18 protein-coding genes are annotated in these 20966 nt (G+C 39.5%); 2 read left to right on the top strand and 16 right to left on the bottom strand.

All coding sequences use genetic code 11. The features are described 5' to 3' along the window. Window positions 1–17 precede the first annotated feature (17 nt). Genes NHH15_RS09900 through aspS form a run of 7 tightly spaced genes read right to left on the bottom strand, consistent with a single transcriptional unit; the run spans window position 18 to window position 9487 of the window. Window positions 18–3206 (bottom strand): FtsX-like permease family protein, encoded by a 3189-nt coding sequence (locus NHH15_RS09900; RefSeq protein WP_262066509.1) that lies wholly within the window; start codon window positions 3204–3206, stop codon window positions 18–20. Window positions 3207–3215: 9 nt separating this feature from the next. Continuing rightward, complete coding sequence (locus tag NHH15_RS09895) at window positions 3216–3920, bottom strand: ABC transporter ATP-binding protein (RefSeq protein WP_262066508.1); 705 nt, start codon at window positions 3918–3920, stop codon at window positions 3216–3218. 51 nt (window positions 3921–3971) lie between these two features. Next, window positions 3972–5402 (bottom strand): Asp-tRNA(Asn)/Glu-tRNA(Gln) amidotransferase subunit GatB, encoded by a 1431-nt coding sequence (gatB, locus tag NHH15_RS09890; protein WP_262066507.1) that lies wholly within the window; start codon window positions 5400–5402, stop codon window positions 3972–3974. After that, window positions 5403–6848 (bottom strand): Asp-tRNA(Asn)/Glu-tRNA(Gln) amidotransferase subunit GatA, encoded by a 1446-nt coding sequence (gene gatA / locus NHH15_RS09885; RefSeq protein ID WP_262066506.1) that lies wholly within the window; start codon window positions 6846–6848, stop codon window positions 5403–5405. It abuts the gene before it with no gap. Window positions 6849–6851: 3 nt separating this feature from the next. After that, window positions 6852–7151 carry an Asp-tRNA(Asn)/Glu-tRNA(Gln) amidotransferase subunit GatC gene (gene gatC, locus NHH15_RS09880; RefSeq protein ID WP_262066505.1) on the bottom strand — a complete coding sequence of 100 codons (300 nt, stop codon included), beginning with the start codon at window positions 7149–7151 and terminating at the stop codon, window positions 6852–6854. 2 nt (window positions 7152–7153) lie between these two features. Further along, window positions 7154–8167, bottom strand: coding sequence for a hypothetical protein (locus tag NHH15_RS09875; RefSeq protein WP_262066504.1), 1014 nt, complete (start codon window positions 8165–8167; stop codon window positions 7154–7156). Between the two features lie 9 nt (window positions 8168–8176). Next, the gene (gene aspS, locus NHH15_RS09870; RefSeq protein WP_262066503.1) at window positions 8177–9487 is read right to left on the bottom strand and encodes an aspartate--tRNA(Asn) ligase; all 1311 of its coding nucleotides are present in this window, start codon (window positions 9485–9487) and stop codon (window positions 8177–8179) included. 435 nt (window positions 9488–9922) lie between these two features. On the opposite strand from aspS, the gene NHH15_RS09865 reads away from it, so the two are divergent. Next, complete coding sequence (locus NHH15_RS09865; protein ID WP_262066502.1) at window positions 9923–11527, top strand: DUF975 family protein; 1605 nt, start codon at window positions 9923–9925, stop codon at window positions 11525–11527. Between the two features lie 33 nt (window positions 11528–11560). Here NHH15_RS09865 and asnA read toward each other — a convergent pair whose 3' ends face one another. Genes asnA through NHH15_RS09840 form a run of 5 tightly spaced genes read right to left on the bottom strand, consistent with a single transcriptional unit; the run spans window position 11561 to window position 15693 of the window. Next, window positions 11561–12568 carry an aspartate--ammonia ligase gene (gene asnA, locus NHH15_RS09860; RefSeq protein ID WP_262066501.1) on the bottom strand — a complete coding sequence of 336 codons (1008 nt, stop codon included), beginning with the start codon at window positions 12566–12568 and terminating at the stop codon, window positions 11561–11563. Between the two features lie 43 nt (window positions 12569–12611). Beyond that, a complete protein-coding gene (locus NHH15_RS09855) occupies window positions 12612–13154 on the bottom strand; it encodes a hypothetical protein (protein ID WP_262066500.1) in 543 nt (180 codons plus the stop codon). Continuing rightward, window positions 13138–13863, bottom strand: a complete 726-nt coding sequence (locus NHH15_RS09850) for an ion transporter (protein ID WP_262066499.1) — start codon at window positions 13861–13863, stop codon at window positions 13138–13140. Before NHH15_RS09850 ends, NHH15_RS09855 begins: the two co-directional genes overlap by 17 nt. Continuing rightward, on the bottom strand, window positions 13860–14582 hold the full coding sequence (locus tag NHH15_RS09845) for a hypothetical protein (RefSeq protein WP_262066498.1): 723 nt from the start codon (window positions 14580–14582) through the stop codon (window positions 13860–13862). The genes NHH15_RS09850 and NHH15_RS09845 overlap by 4 nt, the downstream gene beginning before the upstream one ends. A 22-nt stretch (window positions 14583–14604) precedes the next feature. Beyond that, on the bottom strand, window positions 14605–15693 hold the full coding sequence (locus NHH15_RS09840; protein WP_262066497.1) for a hypothetical protein: 1089 nt from the start codon (window positions 15691–15693) through the stop codon (window positions 14605–14607). 141 nt (window positions 15694–15834) lie between these two features. On the opposite strand from NHH15_RS09840, the gene nagB reads away from it, so the two are divergent. Continuing rightward, entirely contained in the window at window positions 15835–16560 is a 726-nt protein-coding gene (nagB, locus tag NHH15_RS09835) for a glucosamine-6-phosphate deaminase (protein WP_262066496.1), read from the top strand. An 86-nt stretch (window positions 16561–16646) separates the two neighbouring features. Here nagB and NHH15_RS09830 read toward each other — a convergent pair whose 3' ends face one another. From NHH15_RS09830 to NHH15_RS09815, 4 genes are read right to left on the bottom strand one after another with little or no spacing between them, the layout of a single operon-like run. Then, entirely contained in the window at window positions 16647–17504 is an 858-nt protein-coding gene (locus NHH15_RS09830) for an ROK family protein (RefSeq protein WP_262066495.1), read from the bottom strand. 15 nt (window positions 17505–17519) lie between these two features. Next, a complete protein-coding gene (locus tag NHH15_RS09825; protein WP_262066494.1) occupies window positions 17520–18497 on the bottom strand; it encodes a sugar ABC transporter substrate-binding protein in 978 nt (325 codons plus the stop codon). A 15-nt stretch (window positions 18498–18512) separates the two neighbouring features. Next, window positions 18513–19457: an ABC transporter permease gene (locus NHH15_RS09820; protein WP_262066493.1), complete on the bottom strand. Its 945-nt coding sequence runs from the start codon at window positions 19455–19457 to the stop codon at window positions 18513–18515. Further along, a complete protein-coding gene (locus tag NHH15_RS09815; RefSeq protein ID WP_262066492.1) occupies window positions 19457–20965 on the bottom strand; it encodes a sugar ABC transporter ATP-binding protein in 1509 nt (502 codons plus the stop codon). Before NHH15_RS09815 ends, NHH15_RS09820 begins: the two co-directional genes overlap by 1 nt. Window position 20966: the final 1 nt, after the last annotated feature.

The following is a 20966-nucleotide window of genomic DNA, read 5'->3' as shown; positions in this document are numbered from 1 at the left end:
AATCGAGTGCTAACAATTTATTCATTACTCTTAAGTGATTCAACCATGTCAATCTTACGAAGCTTGAAAAACATTACGAAATTGACAAAAAAGGAAAATGCAAAAGTAAATAAAATACTATAGATATAACTTGCTGCCTTCATTCTCCTGCCAAACATTACGTATTCAACCTCTGCCGTTTGAACAATGTATTGATGGAGAAAAATACCGATTCCTATGCCCGCCAAAATTCCAACTATGGTTAAAATAATATTCTCCCGGTAAACATAGGCGCCAACTTCCATATCATAAAATCCAAGTACTTTAATAGTTGCAAGCTCTCTTCGTCTCTCCGAAATATTAATCGTATTGAGGTTATAAAGAACTACAAAGGCCAAAAGTGCAGCCGCTGTTATCAGTACCACAATTACCAAGTCCAAAGATTCTAGCATATGGTCCATCTCTTTTCCCATATCCTTGGTATAACGGATGCTTAAAAGTGGATCCTCCTCTAACAGTCTTTGCCCTGTCTTTTCAATATCCTTTACATCCTTCGTCTTTGCCGTGAAGAGAAGTGTATTATACGTTGGTTCCTCGTTGTAAAGCTTTTGGTACAAGGTCGGTGAGCAGTAGATATAGTGACCCAGATAATTTTCTGCAATGTTACCCACCTTAAGCTCGCCGTCTACACCTTTTATAGTTACGGTGTCCCCTACCTGGACGCCCAACTCCTTTGCTGCCTTTTCTGTTAAAATCACAGTGTCCTTATCTAGCTGGTATTCCTTGTGAGTCACACGGTTGCGAAAATGGACATAATGGGTGATTTCTTCCAGATTTTCCGGAACAAACAAATAGGTTTCCCATTTCTCTTTTCCATTTTTCAATTCAATATTCTTAAGATAAGCATCCATTGACTCCTTAATGTTTCCTTCTTCCTTCATTAAATCATGAAGCTCATCTCTCTCTTCTTTCGTCGTATCATCTTTATAAATACCTTGACCGTCAAACAGCTGTATATCGGAGTATTGAATCTTTGTAATATCAAATATGGAATCCCGCAGTCCAAACCCCGTCATCAAAAGAGCCATACATGCACCAATACCAAAAACTGTCATAAAAAACCGCTTTTTGTAGCGAAGGAGATTACGGATTGTAGACTTCCACGTGAAATTTAATCGTTTCCATATAAACGTTACTCTTTCCAAAAACACACGTGTTCCTTTTTTGGGTGCCGGAGGACGCATCAGAATTGCTGGCTTTTCTCTGAGCTCCTTGTAGCAGGAAAACCCTGTAGCTAAAAGAGTACTAAATACCGCAATCACTGTAGCATAGACTCCCAAATACAAATTGTAAGGTACAATTACATCCGGTAAAGTCTGGTACATCATCTTATAGGCATGAATGATAATATATGGGAATATCTTCTCTCCTATTAGAACTCCAAATATACTTCCAGACACTGTTGCAAGGAGAGCATACCCGATATACTTAAAAGCAATTGCTCCTCTGGAGTACCCCAATGCTTTAAATGTACCGATTTGAGTTCTCTCTTCCTCTACTAATCGTGTCATTGTTGTCAAACTTACTAATGCTGCTACTAAAAAGAAAATTGCTGGAAATACCCGTCCAATTTTTCCGATTCGGATTGCATTGTCTCCATATCCTGTATAATCTGGAAAAACACTTCTGTCTTCAACGTACCACTTTGGCTCCTTTAAATCTTCAATCTCTTTTTTGGCTTTCTTAATCTCATTCTTTGCCTTTTTTTCTTCTTTCTCCAGCTTCTCCGTTCCATCCAGTAATTCTTTTTCCTTTTCCTCCAAAGTAGCTTTGGCATCCTGCAGCACTTTTTCCTGTGTTCCCAGCTCCACCTTTCCTGCTTCCAGCTGCGCCTTTCCATCCTCTAAAATAAGGCTTGTCTCATTCAGCATCGCAGCATTGTCCTGTATCTCAGCTGCTGCCGCCTCTAAGGCGAGATTGGCATCCTCAAGCTGCTTTCTTCCTTGATTGATTTTCTCTGCCTCAATTTGATAGGATTCCTCTCCCTTTTCGGCTTCACCTTTTAGTACTTCTGCTTCCTGGGTTTGTCCGGCATCCACTAACTGTTGATAAGTATTCCACAGACGATCCAGCTCATCCCGCGCTGCACGAAGCTCTACTTCTCCTTGAGCGAGTAATGGTTCGGATGCCTGTCTAGTGGCTTCATACTCTTCCCGTCCTCTTTCGTACTCTGCTATTCCTTCATTAAGAGCATTTCGTCCGTCATTATACTGATTGATTCCGTCATTTAATTCTGCTTCTTTCGCTGCCAATTCAGCTTTTGCAGCGTTTAATGCGGCTTCACCATCTTCGATTTCCTTTTTCCCATCTGCCAGAGCCTTTGCTCCATCCTCAAGCTCCGTTCTCGCTTTTGCAATCTCCTTATTTGCCTTCTTTTCTTCCTTTTCAAGTGTCTTAATTGCTTCATCCTGAATCTCTTGATAGCGCTCTTTCCCAAATTCCTTTGTATCTTTTTCCAGAGAATCAATTTTGTCATCAATCAAATCATCATAAGCATCTGTGTATGCCATTTCATCCTTAGCACCTTCAACTTGCAGATAAACCTCTGTAAAAGCCTCCATATCGAAGGTCTCTTGGGCAACCACACAAAAACCTTGTATGACACCTGTTCCGATCGTAGTATTCCCTCGGTTAAAGGAAATATACTCTGGAGAATCTCCTACTCCTACCACAGTAAGCTCATCTGTTTTTAAAGAATCCAAGACTTTTTCTTTTCCTTCTAAACTTAAGTGTATCTTATCTCCAATTTTGTAATTCATACTGCTGTCAACAAGACATTCTCCCTCCTTTTGAGGAAGCTTTCCCTCCTTGACTTCAATCTGATTCATCGTTGGAAGCAAAGAAAAGATATGGAGAACATACTGCTTATCACCTTTTGAGGATAGAAAATCCATGGCATAACGGCCCTCGGCCTCTTTTATCCCTTCAATTTCACTAAATTTCTTTACTTCATCTTCTGTAACCCCATATGTACTATAGGCCTTAATATCCCCTAAATCGCTTCGATCATAATACGTATCTGCTGTGACACGCATATCCGGTTCACTGGCACGCACACCTGAGAAGAAGGAGGTTCCTAAAGCCACGATAAAAAGGATAGATAAAAATCTACCCGGGCTTTTCTTTATTGCCATAAAAAAGTTTTTTCTACTTGCTTTTGTTTTCATATGACTCACCTACCATTCAATTTCTTCAACAGGTGTTGGAGTGTCATTTAAAATTGTAGAAGATACCTTTCCATTTTTTATCTTTATAATTCGATCTGCCATAGGCGCAATTGCTGAATTGTGTGTAATTAATACAACGGTCATCCCTTGTTCCCGGCAAGTATCCTGTAATAGCTTCAATATTGCTTTACCAGTCTGGTAATCCAGTGCCCCCGTTGGTTCATCACATAATAAAAGCTTCGGATTTTTTGCCAAAGCCCGGGCAATCGATACTCTTTGCTGCTCTCCACCGGATAGCTGAGCCGGGAAATTTCCCATCCTCTGCTCCAGTCCAACTTGAATGAGCGTCTCTTCAGCACTTTTAGGATTTTTCGATATTTGAAGAGCAAGCTCCACATTTTCCAAGGCAGTAAGGTTTGGAATCAGGTTATAGAATTGAAACACAAATCCAATATCATCTCTCCGATAGGTCGTTAGCTGATGCTGGGTATACTTTGCCACATCATTGCCATCGACCATAACCTGTCCACTTGTTGCCGTATCCATACCACCAAGTATATTTAATACTGTGGTTTTTCCTGCACCACTGGCACCTACCACGACCGCAAACTCTCCCTTTTTAATCTCAAAATCAATGCCGTCTGCTGCTGGTATTTCAACCTCACCAACCTTATATATCTTCCTAACCTCTGATAATTTCACAAATTCACTCATCTGCATTCTCCTGATAATCATCTATTTGTCTTAAATATAATAACACAAAAATTATAATATTTCTCTTAAGATTTGATTGACCAGTGTTGGATTTGCCTTGCCTTTCATCACTTTCATTGTTTGACCTACTAAAAAGCCAAATGCTTTTTCTTTTCCGCCTTTAAAATCCTCCACCGACTTTGGATTGTCCTGAAGGATTTTTTGTATCACTTCTTTTAAGGCTTCCGTATCATCAATGGCTTTTAATCCATTTTCCTGCACATACGCTTCCGGATCAATGTTCTTATAAAAAACTTCTTCAAATACTTCTTTTGCAACTGTATTGTTAATTCCCCCATCTAAGGTAAGATTTATAAGCTTTCCAAGATTTTCCGGTGAGAAGCGGATATCCTCTGGCTCCATATTGTTTTCCTTTAACAAACGAAATGTCTCAACCATCAACCAGTTGGATACCTTTTTCGGCTGCCTGCACCACTGAAGTGTCTCTTCAAAAATATCTGCCATTTTTTTGCTTTGGGTCAGAATATCTGCATCATATTCCGGCAATTTATATTCCTCTATATAACGCTTTTTCTTATCTCCCCTTAGCTCCGGCTGACTTTTTTGTATTTGATCAATCCACTCATCTGAAATCAACAGTGGTACTAAATCCGGATCTGGAAAATAGCGATAGTCTTGCGCTTCCTCCTTGGAACGCATTGCATAGGATGTTTCCTTGTTATCATCCCAACGCCGTGTCTCTTGCACAACTTGTTTTCCATCTTCTAAAACTTCAATCTGCCGGTTACGTTCTTCTATAATTGCTCTTTTAATTGCCTTAAAAGAGTTCAAATTCTTCATCTCTGTCCTGGTCCCCAGTTCTTTACTGCCGAGCTTCTTAACGGAAAGGTTTACATCTACACGCATAGACCCTTCCTGGAGTTTACAATCCGAGGCTCCCAAATATTGTATGGTTCTTCGCAGTGTTTCCAGATATGCAACCACCTCTTCCGGAGAAGAAAGATCTGGTTCTGATACAATTTCCACCAAAGGAACACCGCTTCTATTGTAGTCCACTAAAGAGGCGTCCTCCCACTCATCATGGATCAACTTTCCCGCATCCTCTTCCATATGCATTTCATGAATTCCAATTCTTTTCTTTTGATCTTCCAATTCAATTTCAATATATCCATTTCTGGCAATTGGAAAATAGAGTTGTGATATCTGATAATTTTGAGGATTATCCGGGTAAAAATAATTTTTTCGGTCGAAGCGGCTGTTTTTTGTAATTTCACAATTCGTTGCAAGTCCAATTGCCATGGCGTAGTCCACTACTTTTTTATTTAAGACCGGTAGTGCTCCCGGCATACCCATACACACCGGACACACTTGTGTATTCACCTTTTGTCCAAACTTCGTGGAGCAGGAACAAAATATTTTTGAGCTTGTTGCAAGTTCTACATGTACCTCAAGACCGATTACGGTTTCAAACTGATCCCTCATCTATTTTCCACCTCCTGTAAGGCTTTCATAAGTATATGCTGCTTGAATTAATTTTGACTCTTCGAAACAGTTTCCAATCAACTGAATTCCAATTGGCAGTCCTTTGGTGTCCCTTCCAACCGGCATTGATATTCCAGGGAGTCCTGCCAGATTCGCAGAAATTGTGTAGATATCACCAAGATACATTTTCAACGGATCTTTTAGGCTTTCTCCAATTGCCGGGGCAGTTGTTGGTGCTGCCGGAGCCAATATAATATCATATGTTGAAAAAGCCTCATCAAAAGATTTTTTTATCAAAGCCTTTGCTTTTAATGCTTTCAAATAATAGGCTTCATAATAACCGGAGCTTAAGACGTATGATCCTAACATGATTCTGCGCTTCACCTCTTGCCCAAACCCTTCTGTTCTCGTGTGGTTATACATCCCTTCTAATCCACTGGATTTTTCAGTGCGGTATCCATATTTCACCCCATCAAATCTTGCCAGATTTGAACTTGCTTCTGCTGAAGCAACCGTATAATAAGTAGGAATCGCATATTTTACTAAATCCAAATCAAATTCCTCTACCTTTGCTCCCGCCTTTTCATAGGTTTTTGCCATATTGTAAAGAGCTTCTTTTACTTCATCATCTAATCCATCCCCCACATAACCTTTCGGGATTCCTATTCTCATTCCTTTTACATCCTCATGTAGGGCCTTCATAAATTGGTAATCTTTTCTTTGAATTGAAGTGGAGTCTTTCTTATCATAAGAGGCAATCACCTCTAAAATTGCTGCTACATCAGACACATTTGTTCCAATAGGCCCAATCTGATCCAATGAAGAGCCATAAGCAACCAGACCATATCTGGAAACTGTTCCATAGGTCGGCTTCATTCCTACCACTCCGCAAAATGAACTGGGTTGACGAATGGAGCCACCCGTATCACTCCCTAAGGAATAGGCACACTCTTTTGCTGCCACTGCTGCACAAGAACCTCCAGAGGATCCTCCTGGCACATGGTCTGTATTGTGTGGATTTTTCGTCACACCAAAGTATGAGGTCTCTGTTGTACTGCCCATAGCGAACTCATCCATATTTGTCTTTCCAATCAGAACGGCTCCTATACTCTTGAGACTCTCTATTACATTTGCCTCATAAAAGGGGGTAAAATTTTCCAGCATTTTTGATCCACAGGTCGTCTTAAATTCTTTTGTGCAAATATTGTCCTTTATTCCCGCCGGTACTCCTGCCAGCGGATGGGTATATATCCCTTTTTCAATACCTTCCTGCACTTGTGCTGCTCTTTTCATTGCCTGTTCTTCATCCAACGTAATAAAAGCATTTATATCTTTTTCCTTCTGTTCAATTTGATGGTAAAAGGCTTTTACCACCTCCGGAACAGAGACTTCTCGTTTTTGAATCTTTTCTCCTATTTCCAGTGCTGATAACTTAATAATTTCCATTGTCTACGCCTCCGTTCCGATTGTTTTTGGAACTACAATGCAGCCATCTTTTTCTTTTGGTGCATTTTTCAAAAGCTCTGAGGTATCTTTTTCAAAAGATTCATCTTCTCTCATTACATTGTAAATAGGAAAGACATGGGCAGAAGGCTCAATCCCTTCTGTATCCAACTCTTGCAAAACATCTATATAATTCAGCATTTTCTCCATATCTTTTTTTGCTTCTTCTCTTTCTTCTTCAGAAAGAGAAAGTTTTGCAAGTATACTTACATAGTCCATTGTTTCATCGGTTATCTTTTCTGTCATCTTTAATATCCTTTCGCATCTGCTCCATAGTCTGTGGATTGAATCACTTTACTGGGAACAAGTCTTACTTGGGTTTCTCGGCCTTCATCTGTTACAATTGTGTACCCTTCCGGAAAGATATAATTATTAAACCGATCCTTTTCTCCATTCTCCAACTCGTAAAAATAAAAGGACTGGATCAAAGATTCAGCTTCCATACCCTCGGATGAATAAATACCAAATACTCCGTCTCTTCCTTCCCCTTCCATAACAATGTCATAGACTCCTGGTTCAAAGTCTTTTCCAGCGGTCACTCCATCCTCTGTGACTGTCAAAAGCACTTCTTCTGTTAAAGGGTTCTCTATTCCGTGAATTCCATCCTCTTTCACATCATCTGATTTAAATGTAATCGGCTCTTTTCCGTAAATTTCCAATTTCGCCCCCTTAAACAACCGGATATCATCCCGTATGGTGGTCTCCGTATAGGTGCTCTCGTACAGAAATATGCCATTTTCCCGATCGGTTACGCTGATACTTCCACCCTCCGGCAGCTCATCCACTCGATACTGTCCTTCTTCCAAATGGACTCCAACTGTGTACATTCCGGGAGCCAATTCATATTCTACCTCTTTACCATCACCAACAGGGATATCCTGACGATTCATATATGGATCATACTCCTCATAAGTAGAGTCGTTAATAGATTCATACACCTTCTCAAATTTTTTATCTTGGTAATTTCTTATAATTCCTGGAATGAACTTGGATATACTCACGATAATCGCAACAATCGCAATAAATCCTCTGAAATAATTTTTCTTCTTTGCTGGTTTTCTATTTGTTGATTGAGAATATTGGTACGGTTGGGCAGGCTGCTGCATCCGTTGCTGTACTGGTTGTCGTACTGGCTGCTGTACTGGTTGTCGCACTGGCTGCTGTACTGCCTTTGAATTCTCTCGGTTTGTAAATCCACATTCTACACATTTTCCGTCTCTTCCTACTTTTCCACCACAAAGGGTACACTCATTCTTATTCATATTCTTCTCCTAAGGTTCGAGGCGCTTAATATCTCTTGGAAAGAGTGTTGTCTCCCTTACATTTTCTTCGTCTAAGAGCCTCATCGTCAATCTCTCCAGTCCGATTCCAAGGCCACCGTGAGGGGGCATACCATAATAAAAAGTATCCAGGTATGCTTCCATTCCTTCCTTTTCCATTCCTCGTTTTTTTATCTTTTCTATTAGTGTATCATAATTATGGATTCTTTGTCCCCCTGTTGTAATTTCTAATCCTTTAAATAAAAGATCAAAGCTCAAAGTATAGTTTGGGTTTTGAGGATCTTCCATAGCATAAAATGGTCTTTTCTTTGTGGGATAATGTGTAACAAAGACAAAATCTGCATCCCATTTCTCCTTTGCATATTTCCCGATCAAAAGTTCCTCCTCCGGCTCTAAATCATTGGGATTTTTAATCGTCGTTCCATAAGCTTTGGAAACTTCCTCTTTAATTTCCTGAAAACGTACTACTGGAATGTCTTTTACTTTTGGCAGTCTTACCTTTAAGATTTCCAACTCTTTTTTGTATTCCTTTTCAAGCAGCTCCACAGCATATTCCAGATATCCTGCTTCTGTTTTCATAATATCTTCAAACCCATCAATGTATCCCATCTCAAGATCCATACTAATGTATTCATTCAAATGTCTTTTTGTACTGTGCTTTTCTGCACGAAATGCTGGTGCCGTCTCGAATACACGGTCGAAAACACCCACCATCATTTGCTTATAAAACTGAGGGCTTTGAGAAAGAACTGCACTCTTATGAAAGTAATCCAGCTTAAACATGTTAGCTCCACCCTCTGCTCCCTTTCCTGCAATCTTCGGTGTGTGAATTTCTGTAAAACCTTCCCGATATAAATATTCCCTAAAAGCACGAACCAAACCTTCTTGAATCCGAAACTTTGCCCGTTCCTTTATGTTCCGCAAGGAAATAGAACGATAGTTCAGCTTCGCTTCCAATGAGGTGTCTAGCTTCCACTTTGATACAGGGAGTGGCAGCATCTCTGCTTTTGTTGTACTTAAAACCTCCAGATAATCCAGACGAATCTCTACACCTCCTGGTGCCTTCTCGTTCTCTGTCAGTATTCCTCCAACACATACACAATCCTCTGCCCGTCTTTTCTGAACCTCTAATGCATCCGTATCCTTTCCCTCATAGACACACTGTATGATTCCATCTCTGGTGCGAATGAGGAGAAAGATGATATTTCCCATATCACGAATATTGTGTATGGCACCTTTCACCTTTACAGACTCACCTAGTCCTTCTTTCTTTTGCAGCTGCATAATGCTTTTTGTTTCCATTGTAGTACCTCCTTAATTTGTCACTAGAGTTTTTTCTCCCGGGATTCTTTCGCAAAACGAAAAAATCCCGGGGCTGCTGCTAATTGCAACAGTCCCGGGACGGATTATTTTAATAACCCGCGGTACCACCCGCGTTGAACCAAAGGTTCCACTTTAAGAATACTTAACGCGTATTATACGTATTACCCTACTTCACTTTCAGATAATCGGCTCCAGAGTGTTCCCTTTTGTCTTTTTCCCTCAAGAGGTGCTCTCAGTCGGTGGCCTCCTCATTCCTGTCAAGTTTCAAAAACAGAGTCTCTTTCATTGCCTTTGGAATAAATTTAGCCTATCTTATCACATGTTTTTTTGAGATGCAAGTATAATTTGACAGAAAAATTGTTCAATGCTATAGTTTTTTTAGTTATCAAAAAGGGAAAAACAAGGGGAAATACTATGAATTGGAATCGAAAAAATTTAAAATCTCAGGGAAAAATCAGCTTCAAAAAAAATTATCGCCGTTACGTAGTTATCTGTTTAATTCTTCTATTTATTTCCGGAGAATTTGTTGGAACTTACTATTCCTTAACCGATACTGTAACTACCACCACAGATGCTGAGGACGAAATCAACCGTCTTCCCTTAAATAACTCTTCTGGAGTTATAGCTGATTTTGCGGAGGGCGTCGGCACATTGGAAAAGACCAAGGATGATACCGTGAAAAAATTTGCAAGTTATCACCCTACACGAGGGGTTCTTGCACAGTTCTTCAACGGTGTATCAGCCACCGGAAATCTGACAACAGGCGTACTTAACACAGTCAACCATATGGTGTTTAGCTCCCGTATTGGAGAAGGTATTGTCATATTAATCTCTACTCTTTTACAGCTGATGTGGTTTCTTTTTGTGGGACAAGTCTTATCCGTAGGGGGAAGAAGATTCGCCTTAGAAAGCAGACGATACCATGATACAAACACAGAACGTGTCTTTCTTATGTATCACGTAAAAAGAGTGATAAAGGTTGGACTTTCCATGCTTCGCCATACAGTTTACCTTATGCTTTGGATGTTCACCGTAATTGGGGGCGTTATTAAATTCTACTCCTACTATATGGTTCCTTTTATCCTTGCAGAGAATCCTGATATCAACGGAAAGACCGCAATTAAAATATCCCGTCAAATGATGAAGGGATACAAATGGAAACTTTTTATTCTCCAGTTTTCTTTTCTGGGGTGGAATATACTGAATGTACTGACCTTTGGTCTTTTAGGAATCTTTTATCTAAATCCTTATCGTCTGGCTACAGAAAGTGAAGTCTATATGGCGCTTCGGAGAAATTATATCGATAACAATGGCGCATTTTCATATCTTTTGAAAGATGTTTATTTGGATATCCCTATCGCTCAAGATGATACTTATCCAGCGGATGGGTTTGAAATCCCCTCTGCACCTGCAAGAAAATGGCTGGAGATTGACTTTAATCGCAACTATACTCTCTTGCATTTGATTCTAATCTTTTTCATTTTTTCCATGGTTGGCTGGTGCTGGGAGGTAAGCCTCCATCTCCTTCAGGATGGTACCTTTGTTAACCGCGGAACCATGTTCGGACCTTGGCTTCCCATTTACGGCTCTGGTACCGTTCTTGTATTGTTTTTGCTAAAGCCTTTCCGAAACCGGCATATTTTAACCTTTTTCCTTGCCACTGCTCTCTGTGGAATCATTGAGTACAGTACCTCCTACTTTTTGGAAAGAGTTCATCATATGAAATGGTGGGATTATTCCGGGTATTTGCTAAACCTTAACGGCCGTGTCTGCCTGGAAGGATTATTGGTATTTGGGCTAGGCTGCTATGCTATTATTTATATTGCCGCACCGATTATTGATAACTTGATTAGTAAGCTGCCAAGAAAAGTTCTGATTTCGATCGCTCTCATTCTGGTCTGTTTGTTTTGCTTAGACTCTGTTTACTCTCGTTCCCACCCGAATACCGGGAAGGGAATTACGGATTACCAGTCGCAGCCACAAAAAAAATTCTATTTACAAGAGACCCGCTATAGCTAATGGTGGGTCTCTTTTGTAAATAAAATTTTCTATTTAAAGTAAGCGGATTCCTGCTTCCTTACACTTTTCTTTTGTTTCTTTATCCCAAAGAGAAGTCTGCACCTCTCCAATGTGCGCCTTCTTTAAGATTAGCATGCATACTCTGGACTGACCAATTCCTCCACCAATCGTTAATGGAAGTTCCCCATTCAAAAGCATCTTATGGAAGGTTAATTCTCTTCGATTATCACAGCCTGCCTTTGTCAGCTGTTCATCCAATGCCTTTTCATCTACACGGATTCCCATGGAGGATACTTCAAAAGCTCTCCCTAATAAATCATTCCAAAATAGTATGTCTCCGTTTAATGACCAATCATCATAGTCTGGTGCTCTTCCATCATGTTTTTCCCCTGAAGCAAGCTTATCACCTATCTGCATTAAAAATACCGTCTTATACTTTTTCGTAATAAGATCTTCTCTTTCCTTTGGTGAATTATCTGGATACATATCTTCCAATTCCTGGGTTGTAAGGAATTTAACCTCCCGGGTCAAATCATTGGTAAGAGCAGGATATATACGGCAAATTTCGTCTGCTGTATCATAAATAGCTCCTACGATTCGATTCGCTGTATCCTTAAGGAAATCCATATTTCGGTCTTCTTTGGTGATTACTTTTTCCCAGTCCCATTGATCCACGTATACAGAATGGATATTCGAGAGTTCTTCATCTCTTCGTATCGCATTCATGTCGGTATAAAGTCCATTTCCATCATAGAAGTCATACTCTTTTAATGCCATTCTCTTCCATTTCGCCAAGGAATGTACCACCTGAGCAGTCTCTCCGGTTTCCTTCAGCTCAAATGAGACTGGTCTCTCAACACCATTCAAATCATCATTTAATCCGGTAGAAGGATTGACAAAGAGAGGTGCTGAAACTCTTTTTAAGCTGATTGCTGTTGCCAGCTTCTCTTCAAAAATCGTTCGTAATTTTCCAATTGCGACTTGTGTTTCGTATAAATCTAAAGCCGATGTATAATTTTCGGGAATTGTAAGTTTACTCATAACGTCCTCCAATATATTAAAATTCTTTTTTTATGATACTTGATTATTCCGAAAGAGTCAACTTACCCCTTTTCGATAAACCCGCAAAAATCGGAACCAAAACTCCCATTACAATGGTATCTCCAAACTTTAGCACTCCCGTTCCAAAAAAACATGCCACATAAGGATGGAAGCCTCTTCCCACCGCCAAGTCATAAAAATAGCGTTCCCATGCACTATCCGGAATTCCCTTCGTTCTCCATACGGTTAATAAACCCGCCAATAAGGTAGCAAGAAAAAAATAGGACACCATTGCCCTTCCCAGCTTCTTCGATTGAAGACCAAAGCACAGGGCTGCTAACGCACCTACAAAATAGTAGACAATCGAACTGGTTCCGTAAATAAATGCCGATTGAATAAAGTTCGTTACAAAGGCAATGAGAAGACCGGCTACTGGCTCTAACGCAACAGCCGCATAGGCTGTTCCAATTGAATCCAGCCACATAGGTAAATGGAAAAAATGTGCCAAAGCATAAAAACCCAAATTCATAATAATCCCGATTCCCATGATGAGAGCATATCGTTTTGTTTTAGGATTCTTCGTCATGTTTTTCTTCCCCTTCATGAAAATCTTTATTAAGCTCCTCCAAAAATCCAGCTGTCACAATACCTGCCGGCATTGCAATGACCGCCACACCAAAGATAGAGGAAATCATACTAATCACCTTACCCAGCTGAGTGCTTGGATAGATATCTCCATATCCTACTGTTGTCAATGCCGTTGTAGCCCAGTAAAGGGCATCAAAGAAGTTGGGAAAATTCTCCGGTGGTTCCGACACAAACATAATAAGAGCCGAGATGAAAATATATGCAATTGCAATACTTAAAACAGATAATAAGGTTTTCTTTTGATTTTTGAAAACATTTCCAATTCTTTGACAGCTCTTTGAATAACGAATTAGTTTACCCAGTCTAAATAAGCGAAATGCTTTAAAGCTTCCATGAAGAAGCCCCAGAGAAGGTAATATTCCCATTAAATCCATAATTGCAAGAGGTGTAAATGGATACAAAACAAAAGACCACTTACTCGTGCTCTTTCGTCTGTAATCATGGGTAAACCAACGCAGCATATAGTCGAAAAACAAAAGGTAGACCGTCGGTGTCTCAATCCACTCCGTCACCTCTTGAGGGACATCCCGAAACATCATAGGAAGAATACTGAGTATCGACGCTCCCATAATCAGCCAATCATAAAAGAAACTAATCGAATTGTTTTTTTCTGCTTTTTCAACTAGCGAATATAGCTTTTTTCTCATGATTCCTCTTTTTCCCTTCGTTTATCAATCTTTTCCTGCGCCTTTGCCTTTAGCTTTTCACTTTCAGCCAGGAAATCCTCTTCTCCCTGGTTATTTACCACAACTGCCTGAGGAAAATCTTTTGAAATCTCGAAAAATTTCGCAATCGAATCTGGCATTTTTGTAATTAGAAAATATATGATGAAAAGAATAATTCCTTTGTCCAATACATTCGTAACAAAAAAACCTACCAAGCTTGCGAAGGGTGTTAACATTCCGATTCGTCTCATCATGAAAAAGAGACTTTTATAGAGGGAATAATTCTGTGGCTGTGCACCGTAAAGCGCTAAATGCATTGCTGTGATGAAAAACGCTTCCATGAGAGCACATAAAACTGCTCCGATAATCACACCTCTCTTTTTGTAAAAAAATCCCAGTCTTACATAAACACCTACAAAGACCGCTAATGCAATTGCTTCCAATACAAATATAATATTAACTTCATTAATTCCAAATATTATACGGATAATCGTGCTTAAAAGTGCAATAAGTACTCCTAAAATAGGTCCTCCTATACATGCTCCTGCCATCGCTCCAAAGTAATCAAAAAAGAGCGGAAACCCTGAAAGGTTATCAAGAAAGTAAACCATTGCAACATCAATCAAGCTTAACAGCACCAGCAAGAGGATACTTTTAACATCCCAAATAACCGTTAAGATATTTGACTTGTATTCTTTCATTTTTCATAATCTCCCTTCTTTTTTACTGCCACATATAGGCAGCCATTGGCATAAGAACATGTCCTAAAAGGACAATAAACACCAACTCAAAGGTGATAATTCTCCCAAACAATGCTGCGAATTTGTTATCATTGTATCTTGTTCGTATGCGGTTTATATTGATGACAACTAAAGCACCTCCTAATATGGTCAAAATTCCCCATACATTCACGTACTCCAAAAGTCCTATCTCCAATGCATCCGGCAGGAGATTCGCTCCCACCATAATGTTGGATACTGCACCAAAAAGCGCTGCTGGTATCATACTAAGGGGATCCACCCGATGATAGGTACACAAAAACATAGTAATAAAAACCCAAAGGGCCGTTCCAAAAAGGGCAATGAAGCATTTTGTGTATGTCCCCAAACTGTCTCTGTTCAGCTCAATTTGAGTTAGAAACTCTGAGGTAATAGCTCCCTTTTCCACTCCCGGTTCTCCATAGGTTGTATTGTATTCATTTGTATGCACTCCATGATCGTAACGAATCAGATTATATCCTGCAATACTAAAAGAAGGATTTACGGTAGAATGTCCTTCATCCTCCACAAACACCACATAATCAATAACTTGGCTTGGCTCAATATAAAATCTTAGTTGATGTGATTCCAAAGGGAATCGCTTTGTCCAAAAATTCTTAAAGACACTGACATCAATTTTGCATAACTGATAGTGCATATTTCCTTCTGTAATATCTTTCTCCACTACTTTAGAATTCATGGTTCCATTATAAACATGAAAGTTATTAACCATATCCAGGTCGGGATCTCCTTCCCAACTAAACCATACTTTACCTACAATCCTAAAATAGCTGCTTTTCATGTTGATTTCTTTTAGGCTTTCTACATATGTTCCCACTTTAACTTTCGTTGCATTTTCAGATAGCTTTTCAATACGTTCCTGTTCTTCTGGCGTATCTGTTAATTCATTGTTCCAATATGTATTCTCCATAGCCTTATCATTATATAACTGCCAGGTTGAATAGCACAGGTAGCTCCCCCCGATAATTAGTATTAAAACAAACCAGGTTACCAGTTTTTTTACCTGCCATTTTTGAAAGGTTACTTTCTGCATTTTTCCCGCTCCTCTTCTCTCTCGATTTACTAATAATAACACACTAATTCTTCATCTTCAACCATCTAAAAAGAGAGACTTTACAGGCTTTCTATGGTATAATAACTCTATGAAAAAGAAGGAAAGGGAAGGTATGTTATATTGGTAATCAAGAAAGTTACAGATTATGAAGAACTCAGTAAAAAAGGAGCACAATTTATAGCCGCTCAAATCATCATGAAACCGAATTGTGTATTGGGGTTGGCCACAGGAGGAAGTCCTGTTGGAACTTACCAACGATTGATTAAAGCTTACCAGGACGGAAGCATTAGCTTTAAAGATATTACCTCCGTTAATCTGGACGAATACAAGGGTCTTGATGGTACTCACCCACAAAGCTATCGCTATTTTATGAACACAAATTTATTTGACCACGTGGATATTGTCAAAGAAAACACTTATCTCCCTGATGGTCTTGAGCCTGATAGCGAGAAGGCATGCACTGATTACGAAGCAATCATCGATGGTGTTGGTGGAATCGATTTACAGTTACTTGGCTTGGGGCACAATGGACACATTGGATTCAATGAACCAAACACTGTTTTCGAAAAGAATACTCATTGTGTTGAGCTTACTCAAAGTACGATTGATGCAAATACACGTTATTTTAATTCTTCTGACGAAGTACCCAGACAAGCTTATACAATGGGCTACAGGGGAATCTTATCTGCAAAAAAAATCTTAGTTTTAGTAAGCGGAAGTGCCAAAGCTTCTATTTTGGCTCAAGTAGTAAATGGACCCATCACGCCGGAAGTACCTGCTTCTATTTTGCAACTGCATCCTGATGTGACAATTATTGCAGATGCAGAAGCTGCCGCTTTACTGTAAATAAAGTATAATAAATAGCACTTCACCCACTGCCTACGCATTGCATAGTTTGGGTAAAGTGCTATTTTAATTCTTTTATTTTGAAGCTATACAAATGGAGATATCGCCCCAAGAAGATTTGCCATATTATAATGCTTGGCAGGAATTATTTTTGTTTTCCCCTTAAAATCCGGCATTATCTGTCTCTCCAAAGACTCTTGTACCGCATCCGTTAGAAATCGGCCTCTTTCCGATATCCCACCACCTATAATAATGACTCCGGGATCTATGATATAGATAATATCCTTAATCCCTTCCGACACCTTCTCAATCCACTCCTGAAAAAGTGTCTTGTATCGTTCTTCCCCTTTTATGAGACTATCAAATACATGAAGCCCTAAATCCCCTTTGTCCTGTTCATCAATTTGTTCTAAAAAAGCTTTTACTGAAGCCTTCTCTTCATAACGTTCATTTTCATGATTCCATAAGTAACCAGCCTCTCCTGCCATACCATTGGCACCTAAATAGACCTTCTTATTTAAAACTAAAGCACCACCAATACCTGTGCCTAAGGTCAGACAATAGAATGTGTCTAATTGCTTTCCCGCACCAAAGTATGCTTCTCCAAGAGCCGCCGCATTCACATCATTCATTACATAAACAGGCTTTTGGAATAAGTCTTCCAATGCTTTCTTAATATTTAAGTTTTGTAATTCAGGAAAATTATCACAGGCACCAATCACTCGCCCTTCTTCATCCACAATCCCCAGTGTAGAAATCCCAATCCCTTCCACACCTTCAATCCACACCTTTTCAACAATGCTTTGCAAAAAGGAAATCACCTGCCCCCCTGTAACATCATGGGGAGTATCCGCAGAAGAAACCTCACTGGTTTCTCCTGCTTCATTCACCCGGCAATATTTGATTTTTGTACCACCAATATCTATGGCTACATAACATTTCATATTCCCGTCACCAACTTACCATTCGCCTTTAAAGTCATCTACATTTTCTTGATTCACTTCAACCTGCTTTAAAAGTGTTAATTTTTCAACATCTTCTCCCTTTAAATATCGAACACAGGTTTCAATAGCCGTATGTCCTTCTTCTTCCGCTGACATATACGTATTTGCATCCATATAGCCGTCTTTTAATGCCTGAAGCCCCTGGATAGAACCTCCCAGTCCAATTACCTTGATTTTATCACGAACCCCTGCTTCTTCTAAAACCTGGCCAACTCCTGTTGCCATGCCATCATCCTGACAGAAGAAGAGATCAATATCCGTTCCTTTTTGAATCAAATCTTCTGTGATAGACATTGCTTCTTCCTTATCCCAGTTTGCTGTTTGATTGTAAACAACCTTAAGATTGCTGCCTTCAATTCCTTCTTCAAAGCCCTTGCTTCTGTAAATCTGAGGATAAGTACCTGGCTTTCCTTCGATACAAACGACATTCCCGCCATCTGGAAGCAGCTCTTTTGCAATCTCCGCACAAAGCATACCCGTTTCAGTTTCACTTTGTCCAACATAAGATACCACACCATCAACGGTTCCTGATTCATCAGATCCAACTGCATTTGTAAATGTTAAAATCGGGATTTCTGCATCATTTGCTGCCTGGATTCCCGGCAAAATGCCTTCTGCATCCGCTGCACATACGGCAATCATATCTACATTTTTAGAAATAGCATCTTCAATCTGAGAGAGCTGCTTTGCCGCGTCCCAGTTGGCATCAGAGTAACTAAGCTTTACACCCAGCTCTTCAGCCGCCTTATCTGCTCCTGCTCTTGTTGCAGTAAAATATGCTACTGATCCGGGGATTAATACTGCAATATTATACTCTGCATCTTTTTTCTCGGATGAATCCTTTGATTCTTCCTTTTTGCCACACGCTGTAATGCTAACCAATAGCATTGCAAATACCACTAATAATACTACTACTTGTTTCATCTTTTTCATACTTTTTTCCTCCAATTAGTTTTTACCTCTTTTAATTCTGTTGTAACTATCAAACCCTACTGCAAACAAAATGATTAGACCCTTGAAAATAAATTGGAAATAAACATGTACTTCCAGCAGATTAAAGCTATTGGCAATTACACTCATAAACAATACCCCGACTATTGTCTTCCATGCATTTCCTTCTCCACCTGCTACATTTGTTCCTCCTATCACCACCGCTGCAATAGCGTCTAACTCATACCCAACTCCAGCTGTTGCCGTAGCAGTTCCAACTCTGGCTGTTAAAACCACACCTGAAAATGCTGCCAGCATAGAGCTTATAACAAAGACAATAATCTTAATCTTATTTACACTTACACCACTTAATCGACTGGCCTCATCATTGCCACCAACGGAATAAATATGCCGCCCCGTTACGAGCTTTTTTAAAATAAAATTCACAAGAATAATCGAGATTAAAAAGAGATAGATTGGAACCGGAATTCCAAGAACGCTCTCTTTTCCAACAAAGTCAAGCACCCTATTGCTGACGGAAATTGGATATCCCCCTGTTACCAATAGCAAAACACCATTAATAATCTGTCCTGTTGCCAAAGTCGCAATCATTGATGGAATTCCAAACTTCGCAACTGCCACGCCACTGCATACTCCAATTACAGCCCCTGCTAAAAGCGCTGCAAGTATTGCCGCTGGTATCGGTACTCCGATTGACATAAGCTTAGCCATAATTGCACCTGCACACCCACAAATATAGCCTACTGAAATATCAAAATTCCCCGATATAATAACCAATGTCATCCCTGCTGATAAAATCCCCACAACTGCTGATTGACGAAGAAGATTCAGTATGTTTCTACTGGTTAGAAACGTTGGAGAGGCTATGCTAATGGCAACGCATAATACCACAAAACCTATAATTACTCCATAATCTCTTAAATTTATCTTTTTCAACCTCATTAATTCTTCTCCTCCTGATCCGTATACGCCAAAATAGCATTCATAATATCCTTTTGCTCAACATTGTCGTTTTCCATTTCCTTAATTATTTTTCCATCTCGAATGACACAAATCCGATCCGACACCCGTATTACCTCATCAAGATCCGATGAGATAAAGATGATACCTTTTCCTTCCTTTGCCATCTCTTCAATGACACGAAAAATATCTTCTTTTGCCCCAATATCAATCCCTTTTGTTGGTTCATCAAAAATAAGTACATCAAAGTTTTGACTGAGCCACTTTGCAATGACCACCTTCTGTTGGTTTCCACCACTTAATTTCACAACTGCATCTTTTACACTATTTACCTTGATTGAAAGATTTTCAACTGACTCCTGTGCATATACTTTTTCATTTTTCTCATTCAATAACTTGAACTTTCGAAATCTCTTCAACTGTACCAAAGCAGCATTTTTATATATTTCCTGCTTCAGAATTAGTCCTTCTCCCTTTCGGTCTTCCGGAATGAGTCCAATTCCATTTGCAATAGCATCCTTCGGGGAACGAATCTTTACTTCTCTTCCCTTTACAAAGATTTTGCCTGCATCCTTTCGGTCTCCGCCATAGATTGCCTTTACGATTTCCGTTCGTCCTGCTCCAACCAGCCCTGCAAAACCAACCACCTCTCCAGGCAGCACTTCAAAAGAAACATTGTTCACGATTCCATTTCTTTTTAAACTTTCCACTTTCATAATTGCCGTTTTATCATCTTGCTTATAGGAATGAGTCCTTTGTTTTCCAACATACTTTGCTCCAGACATATGCTCACTAATCGATGCCACATTCAGAGATTCTGTTTTATAAGTACCAACAATCTCTCCATTACGCATGATGGTTGCATAATCACTTAATTGAAATACCTCTTCTAGTATGTGGGAAATATACACAATTGTTTTTCCCTTTTTCTTTAAGTCAATAATAATGTTAAAGAGATTCTTTTTTTCGTCCCTCGTCAAAGAAGTTGTTGGCTCATCCATAATAATGATTCTTGCATCCTGACTTAGGATTTTCATTATCTCAACCATCTGCTGCTTGGCTACAGAAAGACTCCCCGCCTTAATATCCGGCTCAATGGAAAATCCAAACTCCTCACAGCTTTCAAAAAAGATCTTCCGCATTCTTTTCTGGTCTAATAATTGTCCTTTTTTTATCTCTCTTCCCAGAAAAAAATTTTCAATCACACTTAGTGTTGGAATAATACTTAATTCTTGATGGACAATACCAATTCCCAGGTTCTTCCCATCCTGTGGGCGATCAATCTGAACCTCTTTTCCCTCCATGATAATCTTTCCAGATGTTTTGGTATACACACCACAGAGAATTTTCATCAAAGTAGATTTTCCCGCTCCGTTTGCCCCAAGCAATGCTCTAACCTCTCCCGTTTCCAGGAAAAAATCAATATTTCGAAGTACTTCTACTCCTGAAAAACTTTTGTTGATTCCTTGCATTTCTAATAATTTTTCCATT

Origin of the sequence: Aequitasia blattaphilus (assembly GCF_024721305.1) — a bacterium.
Taxonomy (GTDB): domain Bacteria; phylum Bacillota; class Clostridia; order Lachnospirales; family Lachnospiraceae; genus Aequitasia; species Aequitasia blattaphila.
This window is presented reverse-complemented; position numbering and strand designations above follow the sequence as displayed.